Origin of the sequence: Psychrobacter sp. 72-O-c (assembly GCF_904846605.1) — a bacterium.
GTDB lineage: Bacteria > Pseudomonadota > Gammaproteobacteria > Pseudomonadales > Moraxellaceae > Psychrobacter.
In genome coordinates this window covers 42,573-67,661 of record NZ_CAJHBI010000017.1, presented here as the reverse complement: position 1 = coordinate 67,661, position 25,089 = coordinate 42,573, and the positions used below count along the sequence as shown (strand labels likewise).

The window sequence follows — 25,089 nt, the reverse complement described above, 5'->3', positions numbered from 1 at the left end:
AACTATCAACTCTGCTACAGGTTTTTCAACTCTTCCATCTGCGCCGTCATCGCCATCAACTGCCCTTCTAACTCAGTCAATTTAGCCTTTTCAGCTTCTACTACTTCCACAGGCGCTTTACTGACAAAGCCTTCATTACCCAGCTTCCGCGAGATACCTTCCGCTTGCTTTTGTAGTTTTTCATGAGCTTTACCCAGACGAGTTAGCTCAGCAGTCGGATCAATTAATCCTTTCATCGGGACTAGTACGCGCAGCTGTCCAACCATACTTGATGACGATAACGGTACTTCATCGCCTTCTTTTAGTATGGTTAAGCTTTCTACTTTAGCCAATGCTTTAAACTGATTCGCGATACGCGATAGACGCTCGTCCTCAGCTAGTGAGATATTTTGTAGTAGGACTGGCAGACGTACCGCGTTGCCCAGTTTCATCTCGCCACGGATATTACGCACGCTGGCGATGAGCTGTTGTAGCCACTCCATATCCGCTTCAATTTGCTCACTGATTTGCGCGTCATTCACTTCTGGATAAGCAGCGATAACGATACTTTCGGTATCTTTACGGTTTAGTAGTGGCGCGATAGTCTGCCAGATTTGCTCAGTCAGATACGGCATAATCGGATGAGTGAAGCGTAGCGCGGTCTCGAGCACATGTAATAGCACGTAGCGAATTTGCGCCTTGCGTTCTTCCGATACCGAGTCATCATTGAGGCTGGCCTTAGCAAGCTCGACATACCAATCACAGTATTCATTCCAGATAAACTCATAAATGTCTTTGCTGACCATATCGAAGCGATACTGAGTAAAGTGCTGACGAATATCTTTGATGCTAGAGTTCAGACGGCTGATAATCCAGCGCTCAGGCAGCTCCCAGAATTCAGGCTTGGCCGTTTGATCGATGGCCTTTGCACCACCTTCGCTGTCAACACAGTTCATCAGTACAAAGCGGCTGGCGTTCCAGATTTTATTACAGAAGTTGCGATAGCCTTCCACCCGTTTTAGGTCAAAGTTAATATCACGACCCGTACTGGCAAGGGATGTAAAGGTAAACCGTAGCGCATCAGTACCGTAGGCTGGGATGCCATCGGGGAATTCTTTACGGGTTTGTTTTTCGATTTTGGCCGCGTCTTTGGGATTCATCATATTGCTGGTGCGTTTATCCACCAGTGCTTCAAGCTCAATACCATCGATAAGATCGATAGGATCAAGCACGTTGCCCTTGGATTTGGACATTTTTTGACCATTACCATCACGTACTAGGCCATGCACATAGACGGTCTTAAACGGTACTTGCGGACTTATATTACCGTCAGCATCTTCGTTCTTGATAAATTGCATGGTCATCATGATCATGCGCGCAACCCAGAAGAAAACGATGTCAAATCCAGTGACCAATACGTTGGTTGGGTGGAAGGTTTCCATCACTCGTGGATCAGCGCTGTCATCTGACCAGCCTAAAGTGCTGAACGTCCATAGACCAGAGCTAAACCAAGTATCGAGTACGTCATCATCTTGACGCAGGTTCACGCTGTCAGCGAGATCGTATTTGCTACGCACTTCCGCTTCATCACGCGCGACGTAGATATTACCTTCATCGTCGTACCAGGCTGGGATACGATGACCCCACCACAACTGACGGCTGATACACCAGTCTTGGATATTGCGCATCCATGCCATGTATTCATTTTTATACTGAGAAGGGACGAACTCAATGCGTCCATCTTCTACCGCCTCAATCGCAGGCTTAGCCAGCTTTTCAACCGCCACATACCATTGATCGGTCAACCACGGCTCAACGATTTCACCGCCACGTTCAGCACGAGGGGCTTTTAGCGCGTAGTCTTCAATTTCTTCTAGCCAGCCCTCAGTTTTGGCTTGCTCAACCAACTGTTTACGAGCTGCGAAGCGTTCCACGCCCGCATAAGTAACCCCTACATGATCATTTGGTGTGGTCTCTAAACTTGGCTCACGCGTTTGCAAGTCTGGATAAATTTCCATCTCTGGCAAAATATGCGCATGCCCATCAAAGATATTGATCAGTGGCAAGTCGTGACGACGGCCAAGCTCATAGTCGTTAAAGTCATGGGCTGGAGTAATTTTTACGCAACCCGTTCCAAAGTCTTTCTCAACATAATCATCGGTAACGATAGGTACGACACGACCCGTAATTGGCAAAGTAATGGTTTTACCCACTAAATGCTCGTAACGCTCGTCTTTTGGATTGACCGCGACGGCGGTATCACCGAGTAAAGTTTCAGGACGGGTAGTCGCAACGACTAGATAGTTTTTGCCGTCTTGAGTTTGTAGGTTTTTATCAGTGAAGTAATAGCGAAAATGCCATAGCGAGCCTTTTTCGTCATGGTTTTCGACTTCTAAATCAGATAGCGCGGTTTGAAATTTAGGGTCCCAATTCACCAAACGCTTACCACGATAAATTAAACCATCATCAAACAGACGTACAAATACTTCTTTTACGGTATTCGATAAACCGTCGTCCATCGTGAAGCGCTCGCGCGACCAATCGACCGAGCTGCCCAAACGGCGAATCTGACGCGTGATATTATCGCCCGACTCTTCTTTCCATTCCCAAACCTTATCGATGAAATCTTCGCGGCGCATATCACGGCGTTTAATGCCTTCTGCTTCCAGACGACGCTCAACCACCATTTGGGTGGCGATACCAGCATGATCGGTGCCCGGTTGCCATAAGGTATTGTCACCATCCATCCGGTGAAAGCGAGTCAGCGCATCCATTATGGCGTTGTTGAATCCATGTCCCATATGTAGACTGCCTGTGACGTTCGGCGGTGGCAACGCAATAGAAAACGACTCGTCACGGTCAAAGGTTGGCTGAAAATAACCACTCTCTTCCCAACCTTGATACATGCCATCCTCGACTTCCGCAGGGTTATAGGCATGCTCAAGTTGGCTTAGGGCCGCTTGGATAGATTGGGTAAGGCTGGTCTTAGTATTAGCATTGCTCATAATAAAATGGTCTTATTGTTGATAATGAATATGGTCAAAAAACGAATATATAAATTAGGCAAAATAGTTGATAGAGTGATTTTAACGCAGATAGCAATATTTTGTTAGATGGTAGGGCAATTTAAGAGGATAGATCAGCGAAAATCAATGCTATTTTTTGATTGGTTCTAATTAACCAATATTGGCACATTTAAAAAACCTATCTTCTCAACCAACCAAGTAGCTAATATTTATATAAGTTTTTGAACATGCCTATTTAGCCAAACGCACTTCATTAAACAATTAACAATACCAATTTGTTGGGCTCTCAATATAATAGGTTATAGCCATACTCTAAAATAGGCATTCTGTGTACCTCTTGAAATTATCACCTTACAAACAGCGAGCTACCTTTGTCAAAAAACCATGAGTCAAAAAACAAATCTCAAATACCCGCCTTAACAGAGGGAAGCAGCACAGCTGTTTCTTCTAGCAACGAGAACGAAAATAATGACATCCATGCCACCGAAGAGCTGGATGATGACGATTTTTCGGAAGTTATCAGTGACGAGGATAAAGAAACCATAAAAGAAGTCGCTGGCGATGATAATCTCAGTGCATCCAAAAGCTACGCCAGCATCTTGGTCGAGCAATTCATGGATGCCAAAGAAACCTTTAACCGCTCGCTCGGCTCGTTATTTACCAGCGCTTTTACCGCAGGACTTGAGATTGGTATCAGCTTGTTTATGATTTTAACGGCATTTGCACTGCTCAGCGACGTGCTACCCAATCAATACGCCATCGTTTTAGCATCACTGCTCTATCCACTAGGCTTTATTATCGTCGTCATTGGTCAGTCGTTACTTTTTACAGAGCAGACTTCCCTTTTAAGCTTACCTGTCCTCAATAGAATCGAACCAGTCAGTAAGCTGCTGCGCCTGTGGGGTATTGTCATTGCCGGTAATATCGTCGGCGGCTGTCTGTTTGCAGCGCTGATGATTGGCTTAGGTATTAATATGAAGTTGTTCAGCGTTGCAGATGTTGATGCTTATGCACAGCATGTTTTGGGCTATGAATGGTGGGTCATTTTTGGCAGCTCAATCTTAGCGGGCTGGTTGATGGGCATAGCGGCGTGGCTAGTGACTTCTGCGCGCGATACTCTTAGCCGTATTGTGCTGATATCACTGATTACAGGTAGTATTGGATTTTTGGGATTACATCACAGTATCGTGGGCAATATTGAGGTATTTTCTGCCTTGCTGTATGGCAATACGGTCAGCTTGATAGTTTATTTATGGTTTTTGGTGGTGGTGCTGGTGGGCAACACGATTGGAGGGGTGGTGTTTGTGGCGGTACTCAAAAATCGAACTTTTTTGTTTGAAATCAAAAAGGTTAAACAACAAACCAAGGAGGATAAGAATGACAAAACAACGTGAATAAATGCTCGCTAGCGTTAATGCGTGGCTTTTAATTACGTGATAGTTACTTAATGCAAAAGACATTTATGCAAAAAGGGCGTGATATCAGAGGTGCTTTAGCAAACATTAAAGATGTATACCATAACAAACGCCGAGATGATGCGTTTATTATGGAATGACGTTTATGCTTGATCAGTGTTTAGAGCGCGCGTGCCGCCAAAGTATCACGCTCGATTTGAGCTTTCTTATGCTTACCGCTGAATATTTTTACTAAGATCCCGGCAGTAAAGAACATCACTAAAGTATAGATAGCTGGGGTCATTGACATGTCATAGTTGGACAGTAAGGTTAATGCCATAAATATCGATAGCGTACTGTTCTGTAAGCCCACTTCCATAGTAATTGAAGTTCTTTGTGCTAAGTTTAAGCCGAACACCTTACTTGAAAGATAACCAAGCGCCATAGTTGAGACGTTTAGGAGTAATGATACAGGTCCGGTTTCGATGAAGGCAGCAACGACGATATCTCTTTGGACATAGACCAAAAAAACAACCAAGAAGGTCAAAAATGTAACGCCGAATCTAGACACTAGTACTTGTGAGCTATCAGCTACTCTAGGTGCAAAGCGTCTAATCAACATGCCGATACTAATAGGCACAATGGTAATTACTACTAAGGAGACCATTGTTTTGATGATAGGTAATTGGAATTCGCTACCTGTGCCCATAAAATAAATCAATGAAAAGCTCAGAACAATAGGAATAGTAAAGACGGTTATAACACTAGCAATCGCGGTCATAGTCACCGAAAGCGCAACATCACCTTTGGCTAGATATGTGAATAAATTAGAAGTAGTGCCGCCCGGACACAACACTAGAAGCATAACACCTACCGCATATTCAGGTCGTAATGGCATGATGTTAGCTAATGCAAAACCAATGATCGGTAACATGATCAACTGATTGGTTAAACCAATACCCACTGCTTTAGGATATTTTGCAACGCGTTTAAAATCGTTTGTAACAAGGGATAAACCCATTCCCATCATAATCAAAAATAGACAAATGGGAATAACTACTGAATTTACTAAGGTGACTAGCTGAACACTTTCCATAACTACATCCATGTAGGTAAGACCCGTCTACGGGCCAATAAATAAAATTTTAGTTAAAACATGTTACTAGGTATTTGAGTTAAGTACTTGTTTGTAACTTATAGTAAAATTATTGGTCCTACAAATGTTTTCCGTGGGCTCTATAGTTTTTAGCAGATGATAAAGAACAATATTGCAGGGTGTGGCAGTATTATTTTGCGTGATAGCTTCACTCAATCGGCAGTCAAACTTACGCTTTTGTTATGGAGTGGCGGCAAAAAAACTTGAGGCTTAGCACTAGATAGATTTTAGTGCTGACAGGTTTGTTGATATCGTTATATAGTCGATTCAAAATAAAAGAGACTGTGCGATATCAAACTGAATAACGCGCATAAGTACCTTTTATAGTTTTTCCTAATGTTTAAAGCGCGATTTAGGATTTTCAGTACTTATGACTGCCGTACCGTAAGCGATGGCTTCTACCATGCTGCCCAATTGATTGATATTGCTGACTTCTAAGCGTAGACCATAGATGTGATTGTAGCCTTTGGCCTGCGCTTGGGCACGCATTCGTACTAACGCTTCACGGCGTGCGCGATCCAACAAGGTTTCATAAGTGGTCAGGTTTTTGCCAAATAAGCTTAACGCTTTTGCAGTCACCATCTTAAAATAATCTTGGGCGATGACCACACTTCCAAGCACCATCTCGCTATCACTATTAGCAGCAAGCTGAGGCTGATAAAAGCGTTCGCTTGAAACTAGAATATGACCCAATTCTTGTTCTGAGATAACTAATTGCGCTAAATGCTGACGCTCATGGCGCGCCCCAAAAAACCAACCGACCACAAACAATATAATAAGCGGTGCGTAGTTGAATAACATTTGGGTAATGGAATCGTTCATGGCGTGTCTCTTATCATGACAAACTTAAAAGCTTAGCCAAAAGGATTAAAACGTGGCAAGTCTGCAGCAGGCGTTTGGCTATGATCAGGCTGGTTTTGACTTGATTGATTGGCCGTGCCACTTGGCGGTTGATTATAAGGCGATTGTGGTTGGTTTGATGATTGTGCCATCGGAATTGCCTTGACCGCCGTCCCATATACAAACAGCTCAGAGGCACCTTGTGCAATACTAGAAGTCGAAAACCGTAAGCCAATCACCGCATCAGCCCCTAACGCTTCAGCCTTTAGCACCATACGGTCTATCGCTTCTTGCCGCGACTCTTCTAATAGCTCAGTATAAGCGGTCAGCTCACCACCAACGATATTTTTGAGACCGGCAAATAAGTCCTTACCGACGTGCTTTGAGCGCACCGTACTACCGTAAACCACGTCTAAGCGCTCAGTGATCTGATAGTTGGGCAAGTGCTCAAGATTGGATAGTTGCACAGTCATGGTATTACCTTATAGGAATGATAGGCGGTGTTTATAAACAACATTGCCCTTTGGCATTATTGGGTGCTAAGCACTATTCGAACTGATCACTGTTCAAACTAATCTTTAGTATGGAACAATAAAAACAGTTCCGTTAAATTACCTTCGATGCTATTGGCCATCTGTGCCAGCTTATCTTCGTCAGCGCGCATTTGAGCAAGCTCAGGATCTTCATCATCAATACCGCTCAGCACAATCATTGGTAAGGTTAACACGGCCACGTCTTCGGCAGTATCTTCAGCTTCAAACCAATCGTCAGCCTCATCACCATACATAGCATCAACAAAGCCAATCGACCATGCTACGATATCTGACTCATCTGAAAAGTCGACTGCCACTTCTTCGTTGCCAGCATCTTCGCCAAATGGTAGCTCAATTGGTGTCTCATTTTTGAGCTCGTCCGTGATTGAGGCGCGCCAGCGATGAATACCGTCAATGACGTTTTCTGGAATCTCGCTAACATGCCCTTCGAACAGCGCATCTATCCAGTTAGGTAGTGGACGCCCAATGACAGTAGCGGTCAAAAAGCCATGGGTGGCCACACTATCGAGCACAAATTGGCTCTCTTGATTGTCTAAAAAATCCAGTAATTCATCAAAGCTCAGCTGGTTGCTCATAGTGAGGTGTCCTTAGTCGATAGCTGGCGTCATGCGCAACAGACTATCTGTTAAATGCAATATAGTAATAAAAGTGGTCTTGGTTAAACAAATAAGATGAAGTCATGATGATTAAATAGCGCTTGTTAAAAACTAGCAACCATCAAAAACCAGAAGGCAATTAGAAACGCACAGCCATTATAAATTAAAAGGGATTAAAAATTAGCAATAGTATTCAGCCAGCTTAGCACAGTTAGGTAATAACAAACTGTCGGGGACATTCTGAGCCCTAGGCTAAGAGTTAAGTATTGGCTTAAGTCTTAAATATCGTCATCATCCCAATCGTCGCCATCTTCATCAAAGTCATCTAAATCGTCTAGCTCATCTTTTAATTCTTTGGCCAGACGCTTCTCTTCTAGCAAGTTATCGATTAAACGACGTTTCTCAAGGCTACTTAAGCGGGTACGCACACTGATTTCTGCTTCTTCCACCATTTTGGCATCATCGTCGTCTACGAAATCATCTTCAAAATCATCTTCAATATCAGCGTCACTCATGACAAACTCCTATTATTTAGGCATTAGGGTAAAAATACGTCTTTATATATATGCCTTATAAAGTCTCTAACGAGCCTTGTCAATCATTTTTATACCTATAGTAATTTTAAACTCAGTTATAGGGTAATTATAGACGGTATTATTGGTCTTCGTTTTCGGTCATTAGCACCGCATTACGGACATCAGTTAAGCGCTGAATCATAGCGTCATTACCGCCATCAAATACCGCACATTCACGCTCATAGACAGTTGTCGGACGCTCCAAACTTTGTACTTGGATATGGTTACCGATTTGTTTAAGACCCGCATTAGGCAGCAAAATAAGCATCTGTTCTTTTTTGCCCACACTCTGTAGCAGTTGCGTGATTGCCTCAGTTTGAGCGCTATCACTGACCCCAACTTTAGCCGGTAACGCAAAGCGTGACAGCTCAATATGCTTATCATGGATAATCTTATTGAGCATCAAATATAGCTTACCTAGCATGACACCCGCCAGCGCCACTTTGGCATGGCTATTATCGGCCTTCAGCTCTACAAAAGCACCTCTTTCGTTAAACTGTGGCTCATTGACAGCACTTACGCCCAGTAGCAATGGCTGCTTAAGCAATTCGATTAGCGCTTGATTGAGGAGCTGAGTACAAAGTGCCAGATAAGGCATACGCATCTCAGGGGCTAAACGCTCCAGCATATTGTATTCATCATGAAACATAATCTGTACGTTGACACTATTAAAATCGCGGGCGGCAGACAGCTTGGATCCGCTACTACTCATCTTATGGCTACTGCTGTCATCACTACTGCTATTCGCCTGATTTTGCATGCTACTTGTCGCATTATGGTTAGTAGCGTTTACAGCGTTAGAGTCAGTCGTAGTGCCCTGAGTTTGTTGCGTCCTTAAGTAGGCGTTAAGTTCATCATGAATAGCGGCCGTGCTGACAGTAGTTTTACTGTCGTTAGCTTGGTCATTAGCTTGGTCATTAGTTTGATCAGCTGACTGACGATTATTAGCGCGTTGCCCCACTTGTAGGTACTGCTCACGGTGCAGATCTTGAATATCATGGCTCAGCGCATTGATTTGGTCTTTGGTTGGGCGCGCAATATACCCATAAAGTAACCATAATAATAAATGCAAAAACAGTGAGCCGATGACAAATGGCCACTGCATAGTGATTATTTCACCTTTACTGATGTCCTTTAGCGTCAATGCAACACTACCAATTACCGCATCGCCTTTAGTAGCGATTTGGATAATAGTATCCCCTTGCTGCATGGGCGCATTACCGACAGGCACCAATAAATCATCATTGTTATCCTTAATCAGTATCCGCGCGACATCTTGCTCGCTGGTATAACGATTGGCAATAACACTGAGACTAACACGATCTTTATTTTCTAAAGACAGGCGTGCCTCATCAATCAGCTGGGCAACCATTTGCTCGCCTTTTTGCGCACGGCTTTTGGTCAACTGCTGATCGGTGCTAATTACCAGTAGTAGGGTCTGCAAACAAAAACTAACCAGAATAATAATGGCAAACAATCCTTGCCGCGGCGCTAAATACATCATGATATGGTAAACTTTTTTAGAGAAAGGAAATTAAAAAACGAGGCTATTGCTCATTCTTTGGAAGAGTGTTCTGCTATGTTAGCTTGGTCTGACGCGGCTTTATTTAAGTTAATAGATCATGGCTTAGGTGAGGCGCGCTCAAACTAGAGTTGTTCGACCTAATTATGCTGTGAACAAACGGCCAGCTCGTACTATCTACTATATCACCATAGTGGTCATCATAGGTTTAGCGGATGTCATAAATTTAATCTAATGGCTGTTTTTAAGCGTTTTATCTTAAAGACTTTATTTTAAAGATTTTACTCTAATAGCTTTGTTTCAAAAGCTCTGTTTAAAAAGCTTCATTCCAGTAGATTTTAGCTGTGATACACGCTTTTATCCAACTGTTGTACTTTGCGTGCCATCTATAGGCGCTGCCCAGTAAAGCTGTTATTATTCCTAATCTTATCTGAGCATACAAGGGACAATTGAGCCATGCCAAAAAATACACCTTATTCGTTACCAAAAGACAGCAAAGCATGGCAACAAGCCGTCGATTCTGTAGCTTCACTATTACCTGACAATACCAATTTGCAAGATTTTGACGCGTTACAATCTCTGCCCGTCTTTGCCCTGATTGTGGTACTGCCTGCGCATGTTCATGCACTTGATATTCATCAATACGTTCAGTCGTGGGTTGATGAGCAGCCGAGCTGGCATTTAGTGACGGTAGCAGAAGATACCGAGGCCAGCTTTGTCAATATTACTATTGATACAAGTGGCGTTGATGACGTCGAACCTGCTTATGTTTCTAGTGCCACCTCTAATACCAGCGTTGACGCTAACATCACTGGCACCACATCTAATAAAATGGCTAAACCGCCTTTTGTCCCAGCACAAGTATTTCGTTATTTGCTAGTGCCCGTTACCGATACGTTAATGCATCCTGGCAAAAAAACCGCTGCCGCTCATATCATTGATGATCAGTTGACCACCCGTCTACGCCAAGACTTAGAAAAAAACTACTTAGCAGAAAAAAATAATAGTGCACAAAACGTTAGTGGAACAAAGAGCACAGAGCTTGATAGCTTAGATGTGGTCGATTGTCACATTCTATCTATCGGTCATATGCTGCGCACTCATAAGATGGCCTTCTTTGATATGGATTCAACTTTGATTGAACAAGAGGTCATCGTTGAGCTGGCAAAAACGGTTGGCATTGGTGAAGAAGTCGAGACTATTACCGAAGCCGCTATGCGTGGCGAAATTGATTTTGATGAATCTTTTGCTCAGCGTGTGGCGTTATTACAAGGCATTCCTACTACTGTACTTGATGAGATTTGCGCCCGCCTAACTTTATCGACAGGGGCTCGGACGACTATAAGCGCCCTTAAAGCCTTAGGTTATCATACGGTATTGGTTTCAGGCGGCTTTACTTATTTTGCCCGCTATATCGCTGAACAGTTGGGCATTGATGAGGTACACGCGAACCATTTGGATATCGAAGATGGCGAGGTAACCGGACATGTGCAACTGCCTATCATCAATGGCGCTAAAAAAGCGGCTATCGTCGCGCATACTGCTGAGCGCTTGGGCATTGAGATGTCACAAGTCATCTGTGTTGGCGACGGCGCAAATGATTTGCCGATGATGGCCAATGCTGACTTGGGCATCGCCTATCATGCCAAACCGATTGTGCAAGCGCGTGCGGATGCGGCCGTTAATGTTACGGGACTTGAAGGCGTCCTCTATGCCCTTGGCTACCCAGCGCTGATCCCTGCGCAATAAAGATTGGCTAGAGCTATTTCTTTATTTAGGTAGCCATCTAAAAAACAAGCTAGGTTAATGTTTCTATCGTTGGCCTAGCTTTTATGATTTATACAACTTTTTACGCTGATTTTTAGGGCTGGTTTTTCTTATTGAACTTATTAGTCTTGAATATATTAGCATTGAACATTAACGCTCATTTTACGACTTTTAAACAAGTTATGACTTCAAACAACAAAGGAATGTCCATGACGGCATCACCAACACGACCGGATGCCCCGTCACCGAGTCCGCAAGTAGAGACCGCTCCCGTGCACAACGATAGCCTGAAAAAACGTAGCCCACGAAATGGTAGTCCGCAAAAAGACAGCCCCAAACAGCTATTGGGGGTTTATGTTAAAGGTATCGCGATGGGCGCAGCTGACATTGTACCTGGCGTCTCTGGCGGTACGATTGCGCTGATTGCTGGTATTTATGAGCGCTTGATTAATGCCCTTGGCAGTATTGGCCCTAGCCTTTGGCGCGTGTTTCGTCAAGAAGGCGGTATCAAAGGTTTGCTTGCCGTTTGGCGACATGTCGATGCGACATTTTTATTGTGTCTATTGCTAGGTATTGCAACTAGTTTTGCTACTTTAGCCGGAATTATTAAGCACCTATTGGACAATCAACCGCTATTGATTTGGTCGTTTTTCTTTGGCCTCGTGGTCGCTACGGTGGTTATTTTATTAGCCGAGATTAAACGCTGGAATGTTGTTCGCGCTGGGTTGTTTATTACAGGTTTGGTGGTGGCAGTGGTCATCAGTAATCTACCCTTGCTGACCACTACCCCGAGCTTGCCGTATCTATTCCTTGCTGGCGCGATTGCGATTTGCGCGATGATATTACCCGGAATTTCAGGGTCGTTTATCTTATTGTTGATGGGCGCTTATGACACGGTATTAGAAGCGGTACATACTTTTAACCTGACTGTTATTTTGACCGTCATGGCGGGTATGGCAAGTGGACTATTGCTATTTACCCATATGCTCAAGTGGCTACTATCACGCTATTATCAAGGAACGTTAGCGTTATTGACGGGCTTTATTGCGGGCTCGTTAGTCAAAGTATGGCCATGGAAAACAGATGCCTTAGGCACGCTAAATAGCGATGCAATAAATAATGTTGCCCCATGGCAATACCCTACTGGGGCGCATTGGCTTACCACCTTAAGTCTAATGCTATTAGGTGCCATTTTAGTCTCGTTGCTATCATGGTGGGGTCACCGTAGCAATCGCACTTAAAATATCGCTATAGGTAATCCAATTTAGAAAAGGAACAAAACCATACTAAACCAAACGTCAACTGTTGTCGCAAAGTCGCCCTTACCCCCTTTAGCTTTATTCTCCAAGCTCTCATAATGGTTCTATTGGAATTCACCTTATGATTAGCGAGATGAATGATGTTTTCAACTGTATTTTCTATGATAGGTATAAGCACATTAGATTTAGGCACATGGAGCGCTGGGGCGCTGCTTGGTTATGGTCTATTAGCAGGCTCGATTGCGGCGCTCGCTCTGTCTTCACAGCGTTGGCTGCTGTGGTATCTGTTCGGAGGCATGGTGTACTGGGTAGCCGTTGAAGTCATCCAGAGTTTATTATTACATTGGTTCGTACTGTCAGAATGGCACAGCTATGTGGCAGCGATGGGTATCAGTTGGCTGCCCTTAGGGGTCTGGGTATTATATCGGGCGCTACGTTACGATGATGTCAGTCAGTCCATACAGCAACAGCGTGAACTAGAAGCCGCCCGCTATATTGAGCATACGCCTGTTTATGATGCTGATTATCAGCCGCGCTTTCATTAGACCTATCACAAGCAAGTCATGGACGAGCGAATGTTACAAGATACTCAACGCTCTCTACGTAATTACTAAAGAATTAAGACCCGTCTATGGTTTATAATGTAGTTATATAATTGTAGTAAAAATTGCTATAAAGTACGCTTTATTTCATTTCTTATTCTTTAGGAGTTAAACTATGTTTACTGTTCCTGTTTTAAATGTAAAATCCGATCCATTAGATGTGCTATTGACGGCAATTGGCTATAGATTGTCAATGCTGGCTGATAGCGATAGCGAAGAGTTCGAATCACTACTGGCTGATCGTAAAGTCATCATCGAGTTTGCCAGTAAAGAGGCTGATATCGCACGTTATTTTAGCTTTGATAATGGCGAGTTTACCCAACATAGCGGCCATGCTGACAAGGCAGATCTAACGATTAGTTTTAAAGATTCAATGACTGGCGTTAAGCTATTGACTAAAGGCAGTCTTCCCGCCTTTATGACCGCGGTTCAAGAAGGCAACCTGAGTATAGAGGGCGACTACAGCTTAATGATGTGGTTCAATAAGCTTGCCAAACATATCGTGCCAACTATTCCTGAAGAGCTAGAACCTTATATTACCCGTGCTAAACCTTATGCTTATAAGGCGCAGCAGTTTGCTGGTCACTGGATTGGTGTGGCTAAACATAAGCTTGGCAAATAATTAATTAACACAATAATCAGTGATACGTATAGCAAATGTACTCATAATCACTTGTTAACACATCTCTGATATTCTCATTAAGGTTGCGGTATACTACGGTTTCCGCAGCTTTTTTTATGGATTAAATTTAGAGTTCATCTGGGTTTAAACTTATTTAAGCCTTTATTTATCTCGTTTTATTCTCTTATTATTTATTCATATCTTCTGTTTTTTATAGCACTTATTATACATACCACTTATTATATGTGGCACTTATTATAAAAGGACTTCACTCATGGCAGGATTGCTTTCAATAACAGAACCTACCGCCAATACTACCGACACCGTAGACGACTTCTTCGCTACCCCTACGTTAACAACAGACGCAACAGACACATCCAGCAAACACAGCCGCGAACAGATTGCGCAGCTGTTTGATTTGCCATTAATGGATTTGTTGTTACAAGCACAAACCATTCATCGCCAGCATTTTAAGGCTAATGAAGTACAAATTAGTACCTTATTATCAATTAAAACCGGTAACTGCCCTGAGGATTGTGGCTATTGTGCACAATCCGGTCATCACCGTGATAAGACCAAACTACAGGCAGAAAAGCGCATAGACGTTGACAAAGTGATTGCTGCTGCTAAACGCGCAAAATCTAGTGGCTCATCAAGATTTTGTATGGGAGCCGCATGGAAACATCCGAGTGCTAAAGACATGCCCTATGTAGTCGAGCTGGTCAAGGAAGTTAAAGCCTTAGGGTTGGAGACTTGTATGACCTTGGGCATGCTTGATACCAATCAAGCTACCCAGTTGGCCGATGCAGGATTAGACTATTACAATCATAATCTGGACACCTCACGCCGTTACTATGAGCAAGTAGTCAGTACCCGCAGCTATGATGAGCGACTAGATACCATCACCAACGTGCGCAACTCGGGTATGAATGTCTGTAGCGGTAATATCGTCGGTATGGGCGAGAGCCGTGATGACCGTATTGATTGGGTACATGAATTACTCAAAATGCCCAAAGCGCCTGAGTCCATTCCCGTTAACTTATTGGTTCCTGTTTCAGGTACGCCCATTGGCGACAAAATATTAGCAGAGGGTGAGCTGTCAGTCCTTGAGTGGATTCGCACTATTGCAGTTACGCGTATTTGTTGCCCGAGCAGCTATGTAAGACTGTCCGCTGGGCGTGAGAGCTTATCGGATGCCGAGCAAGCTTTAGCCTTTATGGGAGGTGCTAACTCGTTCTTCTACGGTGATAAGCTGCTAACCACCGGTAATGCCAGCCAATCAGGCGATGATAGATTGATGCGTGAGCTGGGATTGACCAAACAGTTTGCTGCGCCAAGAGCACCCAAGCACTTGCCAGTAGTTGATGCTATGAGCGGTCATCAATCCCAGGTGATGATGGCAGAGTAATTTAATTGCGTGCTGCTACCCTTATCCTTCGGTTGTCTGCGCTAATCTTGCCAGCATTGCAACCGTTATAACCTAGGTTTGGGCTTGTCAGCGTTTATCGATAGTAAGAAATAGAACATTAAGAGACCAAATAATAAAAGACTGATAACAAAGGATTAGGCCATGGCGGATTATTTTAACTGGATTAAAGCGGCCCACATTATCTCAATGGTCACTTGGTTTGCGGCAATTTTTTATCTACCGCGCTTGTATGTTTATCATGCAATGAGCGATGATAAGATCAGTCATGAGCGCTTTATCATTATGGAGCGCAAACTATACCGCGGTATTATGACCCCATCGATGATAGCAACTTGGGCCTTTGGTTTGTGGATGGTATTTTTGGGTTGGGATGTATACAAAACCCAAGGCTGGCTACACGTCAAGCTACTGTTAGTGGTTCTACTTTCTGCTTATCATGGCGCATGTGGTTTTTATCGTAAGAAGCTGGTTGATAATCCACAATACAAGTCACATGTTTTTTGGCGTTGGTTCAATGAAGTACCAGTCTTTGCTTTAGTCATCATCGTCATTTTAGTGGTGGTTAAACCATTCTAGAGTTTGTACACCTCTAAGCTGACTTTGAAGCCATTCTAAAATAAAAAGCGTCCGCAACCTTGATAAGTTGTGGACGCTTTTTTATGTTTAAATAAACGGGCTTTGTTAAACAATCTATATTAAACAGTCGGGCGCATGATTTGATAGACGTTGCTCAAATCATAAACTCGATAGCGAGCAGGCTCACGGCGACTTTCTCCGGCATAACTTAATATTAGCGCTTGTTTGTCAGCTTCATCGACCCAGCCAACAAACAGCCCGCTATGCTCGACACCATTGTAGCCGTGATTGATGTAATACAGCCAGTCACCCACCTCAATCTCACTACTATTAGCATAAGGCCCTTGGCTATAAGCGCCTTTATGTACCGTGTCTCGCGTTACCCCTGCCCGATTAAAAACGGCATTAAGATAATCCCAACAGCCACCTTGAATAATGGTACGCTCATTTAAAGCCATAGCACGCGCTGTACTAATAACTTCTCGGGCAGCGGTGCTACTTTGGGTCTCAGCCCTGCTTAGCAGCGGTAAGTATTCACTATCCACATTGTCATAACTACCAGATAAAAACGTAGGTAGTACGGCTGGCGATTGTCGTTGCACGTCAGGATAACGATAAGAAGTAGTAGCAATAGGTTTGCTTAAAACCTGATTATTAAAGTTATTAAAACGGTTAAGACTAGAAGCAGGTCTAGGATTAACAGCGTTCGTTCGATCGGTACGAACACGTTGAATGGTTGAGCGGGTGCTAATCTTGGCAGCAGGTACTGCTACTGATGATCGTGTGTAGCGAGCCATTAATTCAGGCTGGGCTGATTTTTGTGCAATAAGCGCGCTCATACTATCGGCATGGACGTAACTTGTACATCCTAAGAATAATGTTAGCAACGCGGCAGCAGGGGCTTTTTTTATAGTGGTGAGTTTGGTTATAGCAGATTTAGCAAATAATACGTTATGCGAGGCAACAGCCAACAATGGTGGCATGACCAGCTCCTTGTCAATATGGTAGTGATAATCAGGTTATCAGCTTGTAGTTATAAACCATTTAGACCAGAGACTGCAAGCACTATTAATTACGGTCAGGCGATAAAAGGAGGACAAATCAAGATAAAAGGTAGGGAAAAAAACCGGAAGAATTAAAACAAAAAAGGAAAGAGGGAAAAAAAACAGGATTAAGCGTTGCTCATTTTAATCGCTGTTCATCTTAATATTGGCATGGCGTTTGTTTAGCGCCTGCCCTTCTAATATAGCTTTGGTTGCTTGAGCTTCTTTTTCATTATCAAAGCCGTTGATATGGTATTTACGTACACTGTCAGCACCAACGATCTGTAGCTGCTCACCATCTAGGGTGATTTTATCACCTTCTACCAGAAGGATATGGTTACGTTTACCTTGACTGTCATGTACCAGTTCACCATCTTTCACCCATAAAATACCGCTACTAATATGACCGCTCATGGCTTTTTTACGCTGTTGTCGCTGCCGATTAAAAACAAAACTACCGACAATCAATAATGCAAGCGCGCCAATAGACCATCTCACAGGTAACAGACTCATCACCATCGCTACGGCAACTGCGCCTACTAATAACGCCGCACCAAACCAAAACAGCCCATTGTCTAGTGCTTGGGGCTGTCCTTGTAAGGTAATCTTTGCGCCGTCATCAGTCAGCTTAAGCATGCATTACTACCTGTTGCGAGATCATTAAATAAAAATTAGAAGGCAGCTAAAAGTTAATTGAAATAGCAATTAGCGATGAAAACTATTAATCTAACGAAGTTACCAGCCTAAAGCAGTCTTTTGCATAGTAATAAGCTCAGCAATACCTTTTTCGGCTAGGATCAGCATGTCATCAGCTTGGGCACGGGTAAATGGTTTTTCTTCAGCAGTACCTTGCAGCTCGATAAATTCGCCTTTTTGGGTCATAACCACGTTCAAATCAGTATCACAGCTGGCATCTTCTTCATAATTTAAGTCTAGATAAGCTTCGCCATCTTTCATGCCTACAGAGACCGCAGCGACTAAGCCAATGAGTGGATCAGCTTTGAGCTTTTTGGTTTTTTGAATACTTTCAAGCGCATCGATTAACGCGATAGCAGCACCGGTAACACTGGCAGTACGCGTGCCGCCATCTGCTTGCAACACATCACAATCGAGATAAATAGTATTTTCGCCCAGTTTGCTTAGGTCAATCATAGCGCGCAGGCTACGACCGATTAAGCGTTGAATCTCTTGGGTACGACCCGATTGCTTACCGCGCGCCGCTTCGCGTTGGTTACGAGTATTAGTCGCGCGAGGCAACATACCGTATTCAGCAGTAATCCAGCCTTTGCCCTTGCCTTTTAACCAGCGTGGGACGCCGGATTCAACACTGGCGGTGCATAATACTTTGGTATCACCAAAGCTGACCAACACTGACCCTTCGGCATGCTTGGTATAGTGGCGCTCAAAGCTAATCGAGCGAAGTTGGTCGAGCTCACGGTTATCAGTACGCATAAAAATTCCTAATACAAGGTTATAAAAGCAGTCTGTCTGTAGATTTTGAATCTATAGTTTTTAAATCTGCTTTTTTTGAATCGGTGTCTATTTGATTAACAAACAGTAAATCAGTAAATATTTAATCAATAAGTAGCCTATTAAAACATATGATAATAAACAATTATCAGGCAGCTTAGCAGGCTTAAATTATGAGATATCCTAACGTGACAATGGTCTAATAGCAAGATACGTGTCGGCTCACAACTTGTCATTTTGACCAAGGTTATAGGCAAAACGAAGGCAAAATTGCCTTTGTTTTGCCTAATTTTAGTATCGAAAAACGTCTGTTTTTCTGACTATAGTCTACGTTAGTCTAAACCTTCCATCTTACGCAATTCTTTACGAAGGATCTTACCAACGTTTGATTTTGGTAGTTCATCAACGAACTGTACATGACGGGGACGCTTGTAGCCGGTCATGTTCTTTTTGCCAAAGTCGAGCAATTCTTGTTCAGTTACGTTGCCCTTTTTGACCACAAAAATCTTGGGATCTTCGCCACGTTCCTCACTTGGTATACCAATCGCGCCGCACTCTACTACCGCTGGATGTTCACTTATGATCTCTTCGATTTCATTAGGATAGACGTTGAATCCAGAAACTAAAATCATATCTTTTTTGCGGTCAACGATTTTGATAAAGCCTTTTTCATCCATGATACCGATGTCACCCGTTTTTAAATAACCAGTCGCCGTAAAAGTTTCCGCTGTTTCATCAGGACGGTTCTGGTAGCCAATCATCACTTGCGGGCCTTTCACACAAATCTCACCGCGCTCACCGATGGCGACTTCACTTTCGTCATCATCAATCAATACAACGTCGGTGCTAGACGCTGGAATACCAATTTTGCCAGTGAATTCAGCAATAGTCATCGGATTAAAGGCTACAACTGGTGAGGTTTCAGACAAGCCATATCCTTCGACGATAGGTAAGCCTGTAATTTTATGCCACTCTTTTGCAACGCTAGGCAATACTGACGTGCCGCCACCAATAGCTGCCTTTAAGTTGGAAAAATCTAGTTCCGCAAAGCTGTCTTTATGCACCAAACCATTAAATAAAGTATTTACTGCTGGGATAAATGAGGGCTTATATTTGGCCATTTCTTTAATCAGACCATCTAAATCACGCGGATTCGGAATCAATAACCCCGTGTAGCCTTCGTACATGCCATACATACCGCAAACCATAAATGAGAACACATGGTATAGGGGTAACGCGGTTAAAATCACATCGTCAGCGTTAGCATCATCTTCAAAAGCGCTGTTCATCAACACGCTAATCTGCAGCATATTAGCGACTAAGTTACCGTGAGACAGCATTGCGCCTTTGGCCACACCTGTCGTACCACCGGTATATTGTAACAAGGCCACATCGTTTAAATTTAGATCAGGACGCTTATACTTGCTGGCCGATACCGCGTTTAGCGCCTGCTTAAAGTCAATGCTTTTAGGCAAACTATAAGAAGGAATTATTTTTTTGATATGGCGCGCAACTAGATTGACCACAGTGCCTTTGACCAGTCCTAGCATATCACCAAGATTACAAACAACGACGTGCTCAACTTGGCCCTTATTTTCAGCTTCTTGATAAGTCTTAGCGAAGTTTTCAACAATGAATAAGGCTTTTGTGCCGCTATCACGCAACTGATGAGAAAGCTCACGGCTGGTATATAACGGGTTAACGTTGACCAAAACCATGCCCGCACGGATGATACCGAGGGCAGCAATAGGATACTGCAAAATGTTAGGCATCATTACGCCAACTTTGTCACCTTTAACCAATCCTAGCGACTGTAAATAGCTGGCGATCTGACGGCTATATAGATCGAGTTGCTTATAGCTTATCGAGGCACCCATGCAGATATAGGCAGGTTTTTGCCCATAACACTGAAAGTTACGCTCAAAGACCTCAAGCAAAGAGGTACTGTTATCTGGCATATCAATAGTGGGGCTGATACCATAGCGCTCATAAGCGTTGAGCCACGGTCTATCGCTAGGGATGATCGGCATAGTCGGAAATGCGGTCATCTCAGCTACCGATTGGGCATCATTCACGCCCGCTTCTTTGCCTTTGCTTGGCTTATGGTCAGGCGTTGATTTATTGATACTGTCCGTCATAACTTTCCCTAAATGTTACCATTAAAAATATAGAATAATCTAATGAAGATGCAAATACAGTGTTCGTTGGTGACTGTTCGTTAAACAAGAAACCTGTTATAGATAATATATAGATAAACAGTCATTTTCTGAACCAACAGCCATTATAGCAGTCGCCAATCTAGTTATTAATCGGTCACTAAATTTAAAACGCTAAAATATCTTTATAAGATTTGTAGAGCCCAAGCCCAGGATCTTTTAGAGCCAAATAGAGGGTAATATTGACGGGCACTATAGCAGTTTTGCCAAAAATTCTCTATGTGTACTGTCTATCCTCAACTAAAAACGTTAATAAAAAAAAGATAAGGCCGCACATAGGCAACCTTATCGTTTTTTTGTTACTGATTAACATTTAACTTATGGTAAAACGCTGAAACTAACTTTGGCTTCGATTTTGACACCAGCTCTAGCTATTATTTAGCTTGTCTATCTTCTTCAAGTTTACGCAAATCTTTATGTAAGATTTTACCGACGTTTGTCTTTGGTAGCTCATCGATAAACTCAACATGACGTGGGCGCTTATAGCCAGTCAAATGCTCTTTACCATAGGCAATGACCTCTTCAGCGGTAAGGCTAGTATCTTTACGTACCACAAAAATTTTCGGAGATTCACCACTTTTTTCGTCTGTAACACCAATGACACCGCATTCTAAAATCTTTGGATGACCGGCCATGACCTCTTCAATTTCATTCGGATAAACGTTAAAGCCAGAAACCAAAATCATGTTCTTCTTGCGGTCGACGATGGTCACATAACCATCTTCAGACATAATGCCGATGTCGCCAGTACGGAAAAATCCGTCCGGCGTCATAGACTCAGCCGTGGCATCTTCGCGATTCCAGTAGCCTTTCATCACCTGTGGGCCACGAACGCCGATCTCCCCACGCTCGCCAAGTGGCACCTCATTACCCGCTTCATCTAGGATCGCGATGTCGGTAGCAGGCATAGGTACACCAATCGTGCCGGTAAACGTCGGACTATTATAAGGGTTGGCAGTCGCGACCGGAGATGTTTCAGACAGACCATAACCTTGAACAACAATATTACCCGTTACCTGACGCCATTTTTCTGCGGTTGCACTTAGCACTGCCATCCCGCCACCCATCGACATACGCAACTTACTATGGTCCATGGCTTTAAATTCTTCATTATTGGCAAGCGCATTAAATAAGGTGTTTACCGCTGGGAAGAATGCTGGTGGAGTAGCTTTATATGCTTTTAACAAGCTGTCAAGGTCGCGTGGGTTGGGCACTAATAGCACGACGCAACCTCGATACAGACCGAACATACCACAAACCGTGAATGAGAAAATATGATACAACGGCAAAGCCGTCATAATCACGGGCTGCTCACCCCTGCGATCAAAATCATCAAAGGCGGTGCCCAAAAAGGTATTAGACTGAATTAAGTTTGCTACCAAGTTTTTGTGAGTTAGCATCGCGCCTTTCGCCACACCAGTAGTACCACCAGTATATTGCAGGACAGCGATATCATCGAGCACAATATTGCTGGGACGCTTGTACTTACTGGCAGTGACTTGCTTAAGCGCATCTTTGAAGCTCACGCTATTGGCAATCTTGTAGTCTGGTACTAGTTTTTTGACATGACGGACGACCGTGTTGACCATGAAGCCTTTGAGCGTGCCCATCAAGTCGCCCATGCCCGTAATAACCACATGATCCACTACTTTACGGCCAATATCTTGATAGGTTTTGGCGAAATTTTCGACCATAATCAGCGCTTTGGAATCAGAATCGGTCAGTTGATGTTCAAGCTCTCGGGTCGTGTATAACGGATTAACGTTAACCAAAGTGAGACCTGCACGCAGTACGCCAATGACGGCTACGGGCAATTGTAAAATATTGGGCATCATCACCGCGACTTTATCACCTTTGACCAGTCCTAATGACTGTAGATAAGCGGCAAATTGGCGACTATATAAATCCACTTCTTGGAAGCTTAGCGAAGAACCCATGCATATATATGCCTTTTTGTCGCCATTTTGAGCAAAACTTTGCTCAAAAATATCGATAAGCGAGGTATTGTCAGCCGGTAAATCGATATCGTAGGTCAGTCCAAGCTCTTCATAAGTTTTTAGCCAGACTTTATCATCACGACGGGTTAAATTGCCTTGGCCTTGATTGTCCATAATCTTGTTTCTCCTAATGAATTTTATGCAATTAGCGGTGAATACCCCTTTGTTCTTTAACATACACACTTTGCTTAAACTACTCAATACAAAAAATTGGCACTTGAGTCCACGAAGTTACTTGACGGACAATAAAATCATTTATATCAACATCTTATAAAGATAATAACGAGGTCTTTAACAGTCATTAGATAAATACCAATAAATGTTTACTATATACTATTTCATGCTTACTTTCTGTTTAGAAGGGTGCGTATTGTTGTTTACCGCAGGTTGGAGGGCGTCGGCAAGCTCCGTTAACTGTACAAACCCGCGACGTAGACCGTTAGGATCACTCACAGTTCGATAGCTTAAGCTCTGATTAGCAAGCTGTTTACTGTCAGTATATTGCCAGTTGTTGATATAAGGGCTTTGCTGTAGGCGCTGACCGAAACCGGCGACTGCCACCGCAAACTGAGTGTCAGGATGAGCTTTATTTAAAGGGGCGCTTTTGCTAATTGATTTAATCGGTATATCAATAAGCTGGGATTTTGAGTTTTGCGTGGCTTTATAGCGTATTTTTAAGAAGCCTAATTCTGTACTGTTGATATTCTTTGCTGACTTACGGGTATTCTGCGCGGCATTTTCTTTATAACGGCGCGGTGCAAAAGTACCCGTTTGACCTTTGGGAGTAATCTCAAACAATGCCACTACTGCCTTGCCTGCTCCTAATTCTCCGGCATCAACTTTGTCATTATTAAAGTCTTGCTCAGCGAGCACGCGGTTTTCGTAGCCAATCAAACGCCACTCTTCAACTTGCTCTGGATTAAATTCAATTTGAATTTTAACGTCACTAGCAACGGTATTGAAGGTGGAGGCAAGCTCGTCACTCAGTACTTTTTTAGCTTCCGTTAAGCTGTCAATATAGCTGTAATTGCCATTGCCGTTATCGGCCATTTGTTCCATCATATAATCGTTGAGATTGCCACGACCAAAGCCGATAGTTGATAGCGAAATGCCGCGATTGCGTTTGGCTTTGACCAAATTTAGCATCTCGTCAACATCGCTAATACCAACGTTAAAATCACCATCAGTTAGCATCAAGATACGGTTGATACTGCCTTTTTTTAGTGATTTACTCGCCTGCGCGTAAGCTAACTTAAGAGCATCTTCGCCATTAGTACTACCTGCCGCTTGTAAACCATCAATTGCCGCTTGAATAGTGGCGACATCATTACCACGAGTCGCTGGCAATACCACTTGTGTACGCCCTGAATAAGTGACGATACTGATACTATCTTCAGCACGCAGTTGCTTGGATAATAGATTCAACGTTGACTTGGCAAGTGGTAATTTATCTTGCGATTGCATCGACCCTGACACATCGACCAAAAACACTAAGTTGGCAGGCGGTAGCTGAACACTTGTACTGTCAGTTTTACCAGATTGCCCCGGATACATGGTGTCAATGGCTTTAATACCGACTTTTAGAATTTGATTGCCTTGCTCTACCTTATCCCATGGCGAGTCGACAATCTCAGTCTCAACCACAAAAGGAGCGCGACCAAGACGACGACTGTTCGAGAAGTCATAAGGAAAATAATTAATCATCTCCTCAACTCGTACTGCTGCGGTAGGTGGCAATTGGCCTTCATTCAGATAGCGGCGAACATTAGCATAGCTGCCAGTGTCGGTATCGATAGATAAAGTGGCGACTGACATATCGGCCGTACGATGAACGGGATTTGCTGCGTTCTTTTGATAGTTATCGCGTGCTTCTGGTGCGACTCTTATTGATGATGGCATAACCGTAGACTGAGATGCTGAACGCGTGAGCATATTGGGGCTGTTGGTACTATTGCTGGCATGGTCAGCACTTACTATTCCAACGACTGGGGTAGCACCTGAGACCACAACAGGCGCTGAAGGCTCTTTGTTAGTTTCAGGCTGTTGGCTTACGGTGCTGCTAGACGTTTCCGCTACGGGCTTACTCATCTGCTGTGTACTACAGGCACTCAGACCGATACTGGTTATAGCACTTATCAGTAAAACAGTACGGTTAAGCTTGTAAGTACGCGTTCGGATTGAATGGGACAACAACATAAGCAGCTTCCTTGTGCCTTATAAGCAGAGAATTGAGCAGAGTTTAAATAATAATTAAACAGCTATTAAGCCAAGCAAAAAAAATGAATAACTTGTCGATATTTTTTACCAACGATTTTTACTGATAATTCTTAACTATATGTGGCGCTATTATTACCAGCTAAGCTATTGGTTAAACTATTAATTAACAACCAAAAACAATTAGATTAACTATACTTAACTTAGATTATAAAATCTATCAATAAAATAGTAATTGTCGCGTCATGACCT

Annotated in this window: 20 protein-coding genes; 7 read left to right on the top strand and 13 right to left on the bottom strand. The window is 43.3% G+C overall.

The window, feature by feature from the left end; all coding sequences use genetic code 11:
- Positions 1-14: 14 nt before the first annotated feature.
- Entirely contained in the window at positions 15-2,984 is a 2,970-nt protein-coding gene (locus JMX97_RS08050; protein ID WP_201556640.1) for a valine--tRNA ligase, read from the bottom strand.
- A gap of 392 nt (positions 2,985-3,376) precedes the next feature.
- On the opposite strand from JMX97_RS08050, the gene JMX97_RS08045 reads away from it, so the two are divergent.
- Positions 3,377-4,399: a formate/nitrite transporter family protein gene (locus tag JMX97_RS08045; RefSeq protein WP_201556632.1), complete on the top strand. Its 1,023-nt coding sequence runs from the start codon at positions 3,377-3,379 to the stop codon at positions 4,397-4,399.
- A 181-nt stretch (positions 4,400-4,580) separates the two neighbouring features.
- Here JMX97_RS08045 and JMX97_RS08040 read toward each other — a convergent pair whose 3' ends face one another.
- From JMX97_RS08040 to JMX97_RS08015, 6 genes are all read right to left on the bottom strand, one after another.
- Complete coding sequence (locus tag JMX97_RS08040) at positions 4,581-5,495, bottom strand: bile acid:sodium symporter family protein (RefSeq protein WP_201556630.1); 915 nt, start codon at positions 5,493-5,495, stop codon at positions 4,581-4,583.
- Positions 5,496-5,888: 393 nt separating this feature from the next.
- Positions 5,889-6,377, bottom strand: coding sequence for a YbjQ family protein (locus JMX97_RS08035; protein ID WP_201556628.1), 489 nt, complete (start codon positions 6,375-6,377; stop codon positions 5,889-5,891).
- Positions 6,378-6,409: 32 nt separating this feature from the next.
- A complete protein-coding gene (locus tag JMX97_RS08030) occupies positions 6,410-6,868 on the bottom strand; it encodes a YbjQ family protein (protein ID WP_201556626.1) in 459 nt (152 codons plus the stop codon).
- Positions 6,869-6,966: 98 nt separating this feature from the next.
- Positions 6,967-7,524, bottom strand: a complete 558-nt coding sequence (locus tag JMX97_RS08025) for a UPF0149 family protein (RefSeq protein ID WP_201556624.1) — start codon at positions 7,522-7,524, stop codon at positions 6,967-6,969.
- Between the two features lie 299 nt (positions 7,525-7,823).
- Entirely contained in the window at positions 7,824-8,060 is a 237-nt protein-coding gene (locus JMX97_RS08020) for a hypothetical protein (protein WP_201556622.1), read from the bottom strand.
- A gap of 139 nt (positions 8,061-8,199) precedes the next feature.
- Positions 8,200-9,624 (bottom strand): hypothetical protein, encoded by a 1,425-nt coding sequence (locus tag JMX97_RS08015; protein WP_201556620.1) that lies wholly within the window; start codon positions 9,622-9,624, stop codon positions 8,200-8,202.
- 474 nt (positions 9,625-10,098) lie between these two features.
- Here JMX97_RS08015 and serB point away from each other — a divergent pair, with 474 nt between their 5' ends.
- The 6 genes from serB to hemJ all read left to right on the top strand — a co-directional run bounded on the left by serB (position 10,099) and on the right by hemJ (position 15,897).
- The gene (serB, locus tag JMX97_RS08010) at positions 10,099-11,391 is read left to right on the top strand and encodes a phosphoserine phosphatase SerB (protein WP_201556618.1); all 1,293 of its coding nucleotides are present in this window, start codon (positions 10,099-10,101) and stop codon (positions 11,389-11,391) included.
- 227 nt (positions 11,392-11,618) lie between these two features.
- Entirely contained in the window at positions 11,619-12,650 is a 1,032-nt protein-coding gene (locus tag JMX97_RS08005) for a DUF368 domain-containing protein (protein WP_201556616.1), read from the top strand.
- A 155-nt stretch (positions 12,651-12,805) separates the two neighbouring features.
- A complete protein-coding gene (gene aciT, locus JMX97_RS08000; protein WP_227671514.1) occupies positions 12,806-13,213 on the top strand; it encodes an AciT family ciprofloxacin tolerance protein in 408 nt (135 codons plus the stop codon).
- A gap of 172 nt (positions 13,214-13,385) precedes the next feature.
- Positions 13,386-13,892, top strand: coding sequence for an SCP2 sterol-binding domain-containing protein (locus tag JMX97_RS07995; RefSeq protein ID WP_201556615.1), 507 nt, complete (start codon positions 13,386-13,388; stop codon positions 13,890-13,892).
- Positions 13,893-14,166: 274 nt separating this feature from the next.
- Positions 14,167-15,300, top strand: a complete 1,134-nt coding sequence (gene bioB / locus JMX97_RS07990) for a biotin synthase BioB (RefSeq protein WP_201556613.1) — start codon at positions 14,167-14,169, stop codon at positions 15,298-15,300.
- A 162-nt stretch (positions 15,301-15,462) separates the two neighbouring features.
- Positions 15,463-15,897 (top strand): protoporphyrinogen oxidase HemJ, encoded by a 435-nt coding sequence (gene hemJ / locus JMX97_RS07985; RefSeq protein ID WP_201556612.1) that lies wholly within the window; start codon positions 15,463-15,465, stop codon positions 15,895-15,897.
- A 119-nt stretch (positions 15,898-16,016) separates the two neighbouring features.
- Here the strand turns inward: hemJ and JMX97_RS07980 are convergent, their stop codons facing one another.
- The 6 genes from JMX97_RS07980 to JMX97_RS07955 all read right to left on the bottom strand — a co-directional run bounded on the left by JMX97_RS07980 (position 16,017) and on the right by JMX97_RS07955 (position 24,819).
- Positions 16,017-16,736 (bottom strand): hypothetical protein, encoded by a 720-nt coding sequence (locus JMX97_RS07980; protein ID WP_413786399.1) that lies wholly within the window; start codon positions 16,734-16,736, stop codon positions 16,017-16,019.
- A gap of 348 nt (positions 16,737-17,084) precedes the next feature.
- Complete coding sequence (locus tag JMX97_RS07975) at positions 17,085-17,576, bottom strand: hypothetical protein (RefSeq protein ID WP_201556611.1); 492 nt, start codon at positions 17,574-17,576, stop codon at positions 17,085-17,087.
- Positions 17,577-17,675: 99 nt separating this feature from the next.
- Positions 17,676-18,392, bottom strand: coding sequence for a ribonuclease PH (gene rph / locus JMX97_RS07970; RefSeq protein WP_201556610.1), 717 nt, complete (start codon positions 18,390-18,392; stop codon positions 17,676-17,678).
- A 350-nt stretch (positions 18,393-18,742) separates the two neighbouring features.
- Positions 18,743-20,548 (bottom strand): AMP-binding protein, encoded by a 1,806-nt coding sequence (locus tag JMX97_RS07965; RefSeq protein WP_201556609.1) that lies wholly within the window; start codon positions 20,546-20,548, stop codon positions 18,743-18,745.
- A gap of 452 nt (positions 20,549-21,000) precedes the next feature.
- Positions 21,001-22,737, bottom strand: coding sequence for an AMP-binding protein (locus JMX97_RS07960; RefSeq protein WP_201556608.1), 1,737 nt, complete (start codon positions 22,735-22,737; stop codon positions 21,001-21,003).
- A 219-nt stretch (positions 22,738-22,956) separates the two neighbouring features.
- A complete protein-coding gene (locus tag JMX97_RS07955) occupies positions 22,957-24,819 on the bottom strand; it encodes a vWA domain-containing protein (protein WP_201556607.1) in 1,863 nt (620 codons plus the stop codon).
- Positions 24,820-25,089 lie beyond the last annotated feature (270 nt).

Coding starts and splice junctions, on each gene's coding strand:
- JMX97_RS08050 (WP_201556640.1), bottom strand. CDS start 2,984: ATGAGCAATGCTAATACTAAGACCAGCCTTACCCAATCTATCCAAGCG.
- JMX97_RS08040 (WP_201556630.1), bottom strand. CDS start 5,495: ATGGAAAGTGTTCAGCTAGTCACCTTAGTAAATTCAGTAGTTATTCCC.
- JMX97_RS08035 (WP_201556628.1), bottom strand. CDS start 6,377: ATGAACGATTCCATTACCCAAATGTTATTCAACTACGCACCGCTTATT.
- JMX97_RS08030 (WP_201556626.1), bottom strand. CDS start 6,868: ATGACTGTGCAACTATCCAATCTTGAGCACTTGCCCAACTATCAGATC.
- JMX97_RS08025 (WP_201556624.1), bottom strand. CDS start 7,524: ATGAGCAACCAGCTGAGCTTTGATGAATTACTGGATTTTTTAGACAAT.
- JMX97_RS08020 (WP_201556622.1), bottom strand. CDS start 8,060: ATGAGTGACGCTGATATTGAAGATGATTTTGAAGATGATTTCGTAGAC.
- JMX97_RS08015 (WP_201556620.1), bottom strand. CDS start 9,624: ATGATGTATTTAGCGCCGCGGCAAGGATTGTTTGCCATTATTATTCTG.
- serB (WP_201556618.1), top strand. CDS start 10,099: ATGCCAAAAAATACACCTTATTCGTTACCAAAAGACAGCAAAGCATGG.
- JMX97_RS08005 (WP_201556616.1), top strand. CDS start 11,619: ATGACGGCATCACCAACACGACCGGATGCCCCGTCACCGAGTCCGCAA.
- aciT (WP_227671514.1), top strand. CDS start 12,806: ATGATGTTTTCAACTGTATTTTCTATGATAGGTATAAGCACATTAGAT.
- JMX97_RS07995 (WP_201556615.1), top strand. CDS start 13,386: ATGTTTACTGTTCCTGTTTTAAATGTAAAATCCGATCCATTAGATGTG.
- bioB (WP_201556613.1), top strand. CDS start 14,167: ATGGCAGGATTGCTTTCAATAACAGAACCTACCGCCAATACTACCGAC.
- hemJ (WP_201556612.1), top strand. CDS start 15,463: ATGGCGGATTATTTTAACTGGATTAAAGCGGCCCACATTATCTCAATG.
- JMX97_RS07980 (WP_413786399.1), bottom strand. CDS start 16,736: ATGAGCGCGCTTATTGCACAAAAATCAGCCCAGCCTGAATTAATGGCT.
- JMX97_RS07975 (WP_201556611.1), bottom strand. CDS start 17,576: ATGCTTAAGCTGACTGATGACGGCGCAAAGATTACCTTACAAGGACAG.
- rph (WP_201556610.1), bottom strand. CDS start 18,392: ATGCGTACTGATAACCGTGAGCTCGACCAACTTCGCTCGATTAGCTTT.
- JMX97_RS07965 (WP_201556609.1), bottom strand. CDS start 20,548: ATGACGGACAGTATCAATAAATCAACGCCTGACCATAAGCCAAGCAAA.
- JMX97_RS07960 (WP_201556608.1), bottom strand. CDS start 22,737: ATGGACAATCAAGGCCAAGGCAATTTAACCCGTCGTGATGATAAAGTC.
- JMX97_RS07955 (WP_201556607.1), bottom strand. CDS start 24,819: ATGTTGTTGTCCCATTCAATCCGAACGCGTACTTACAAGCTTAACCGT.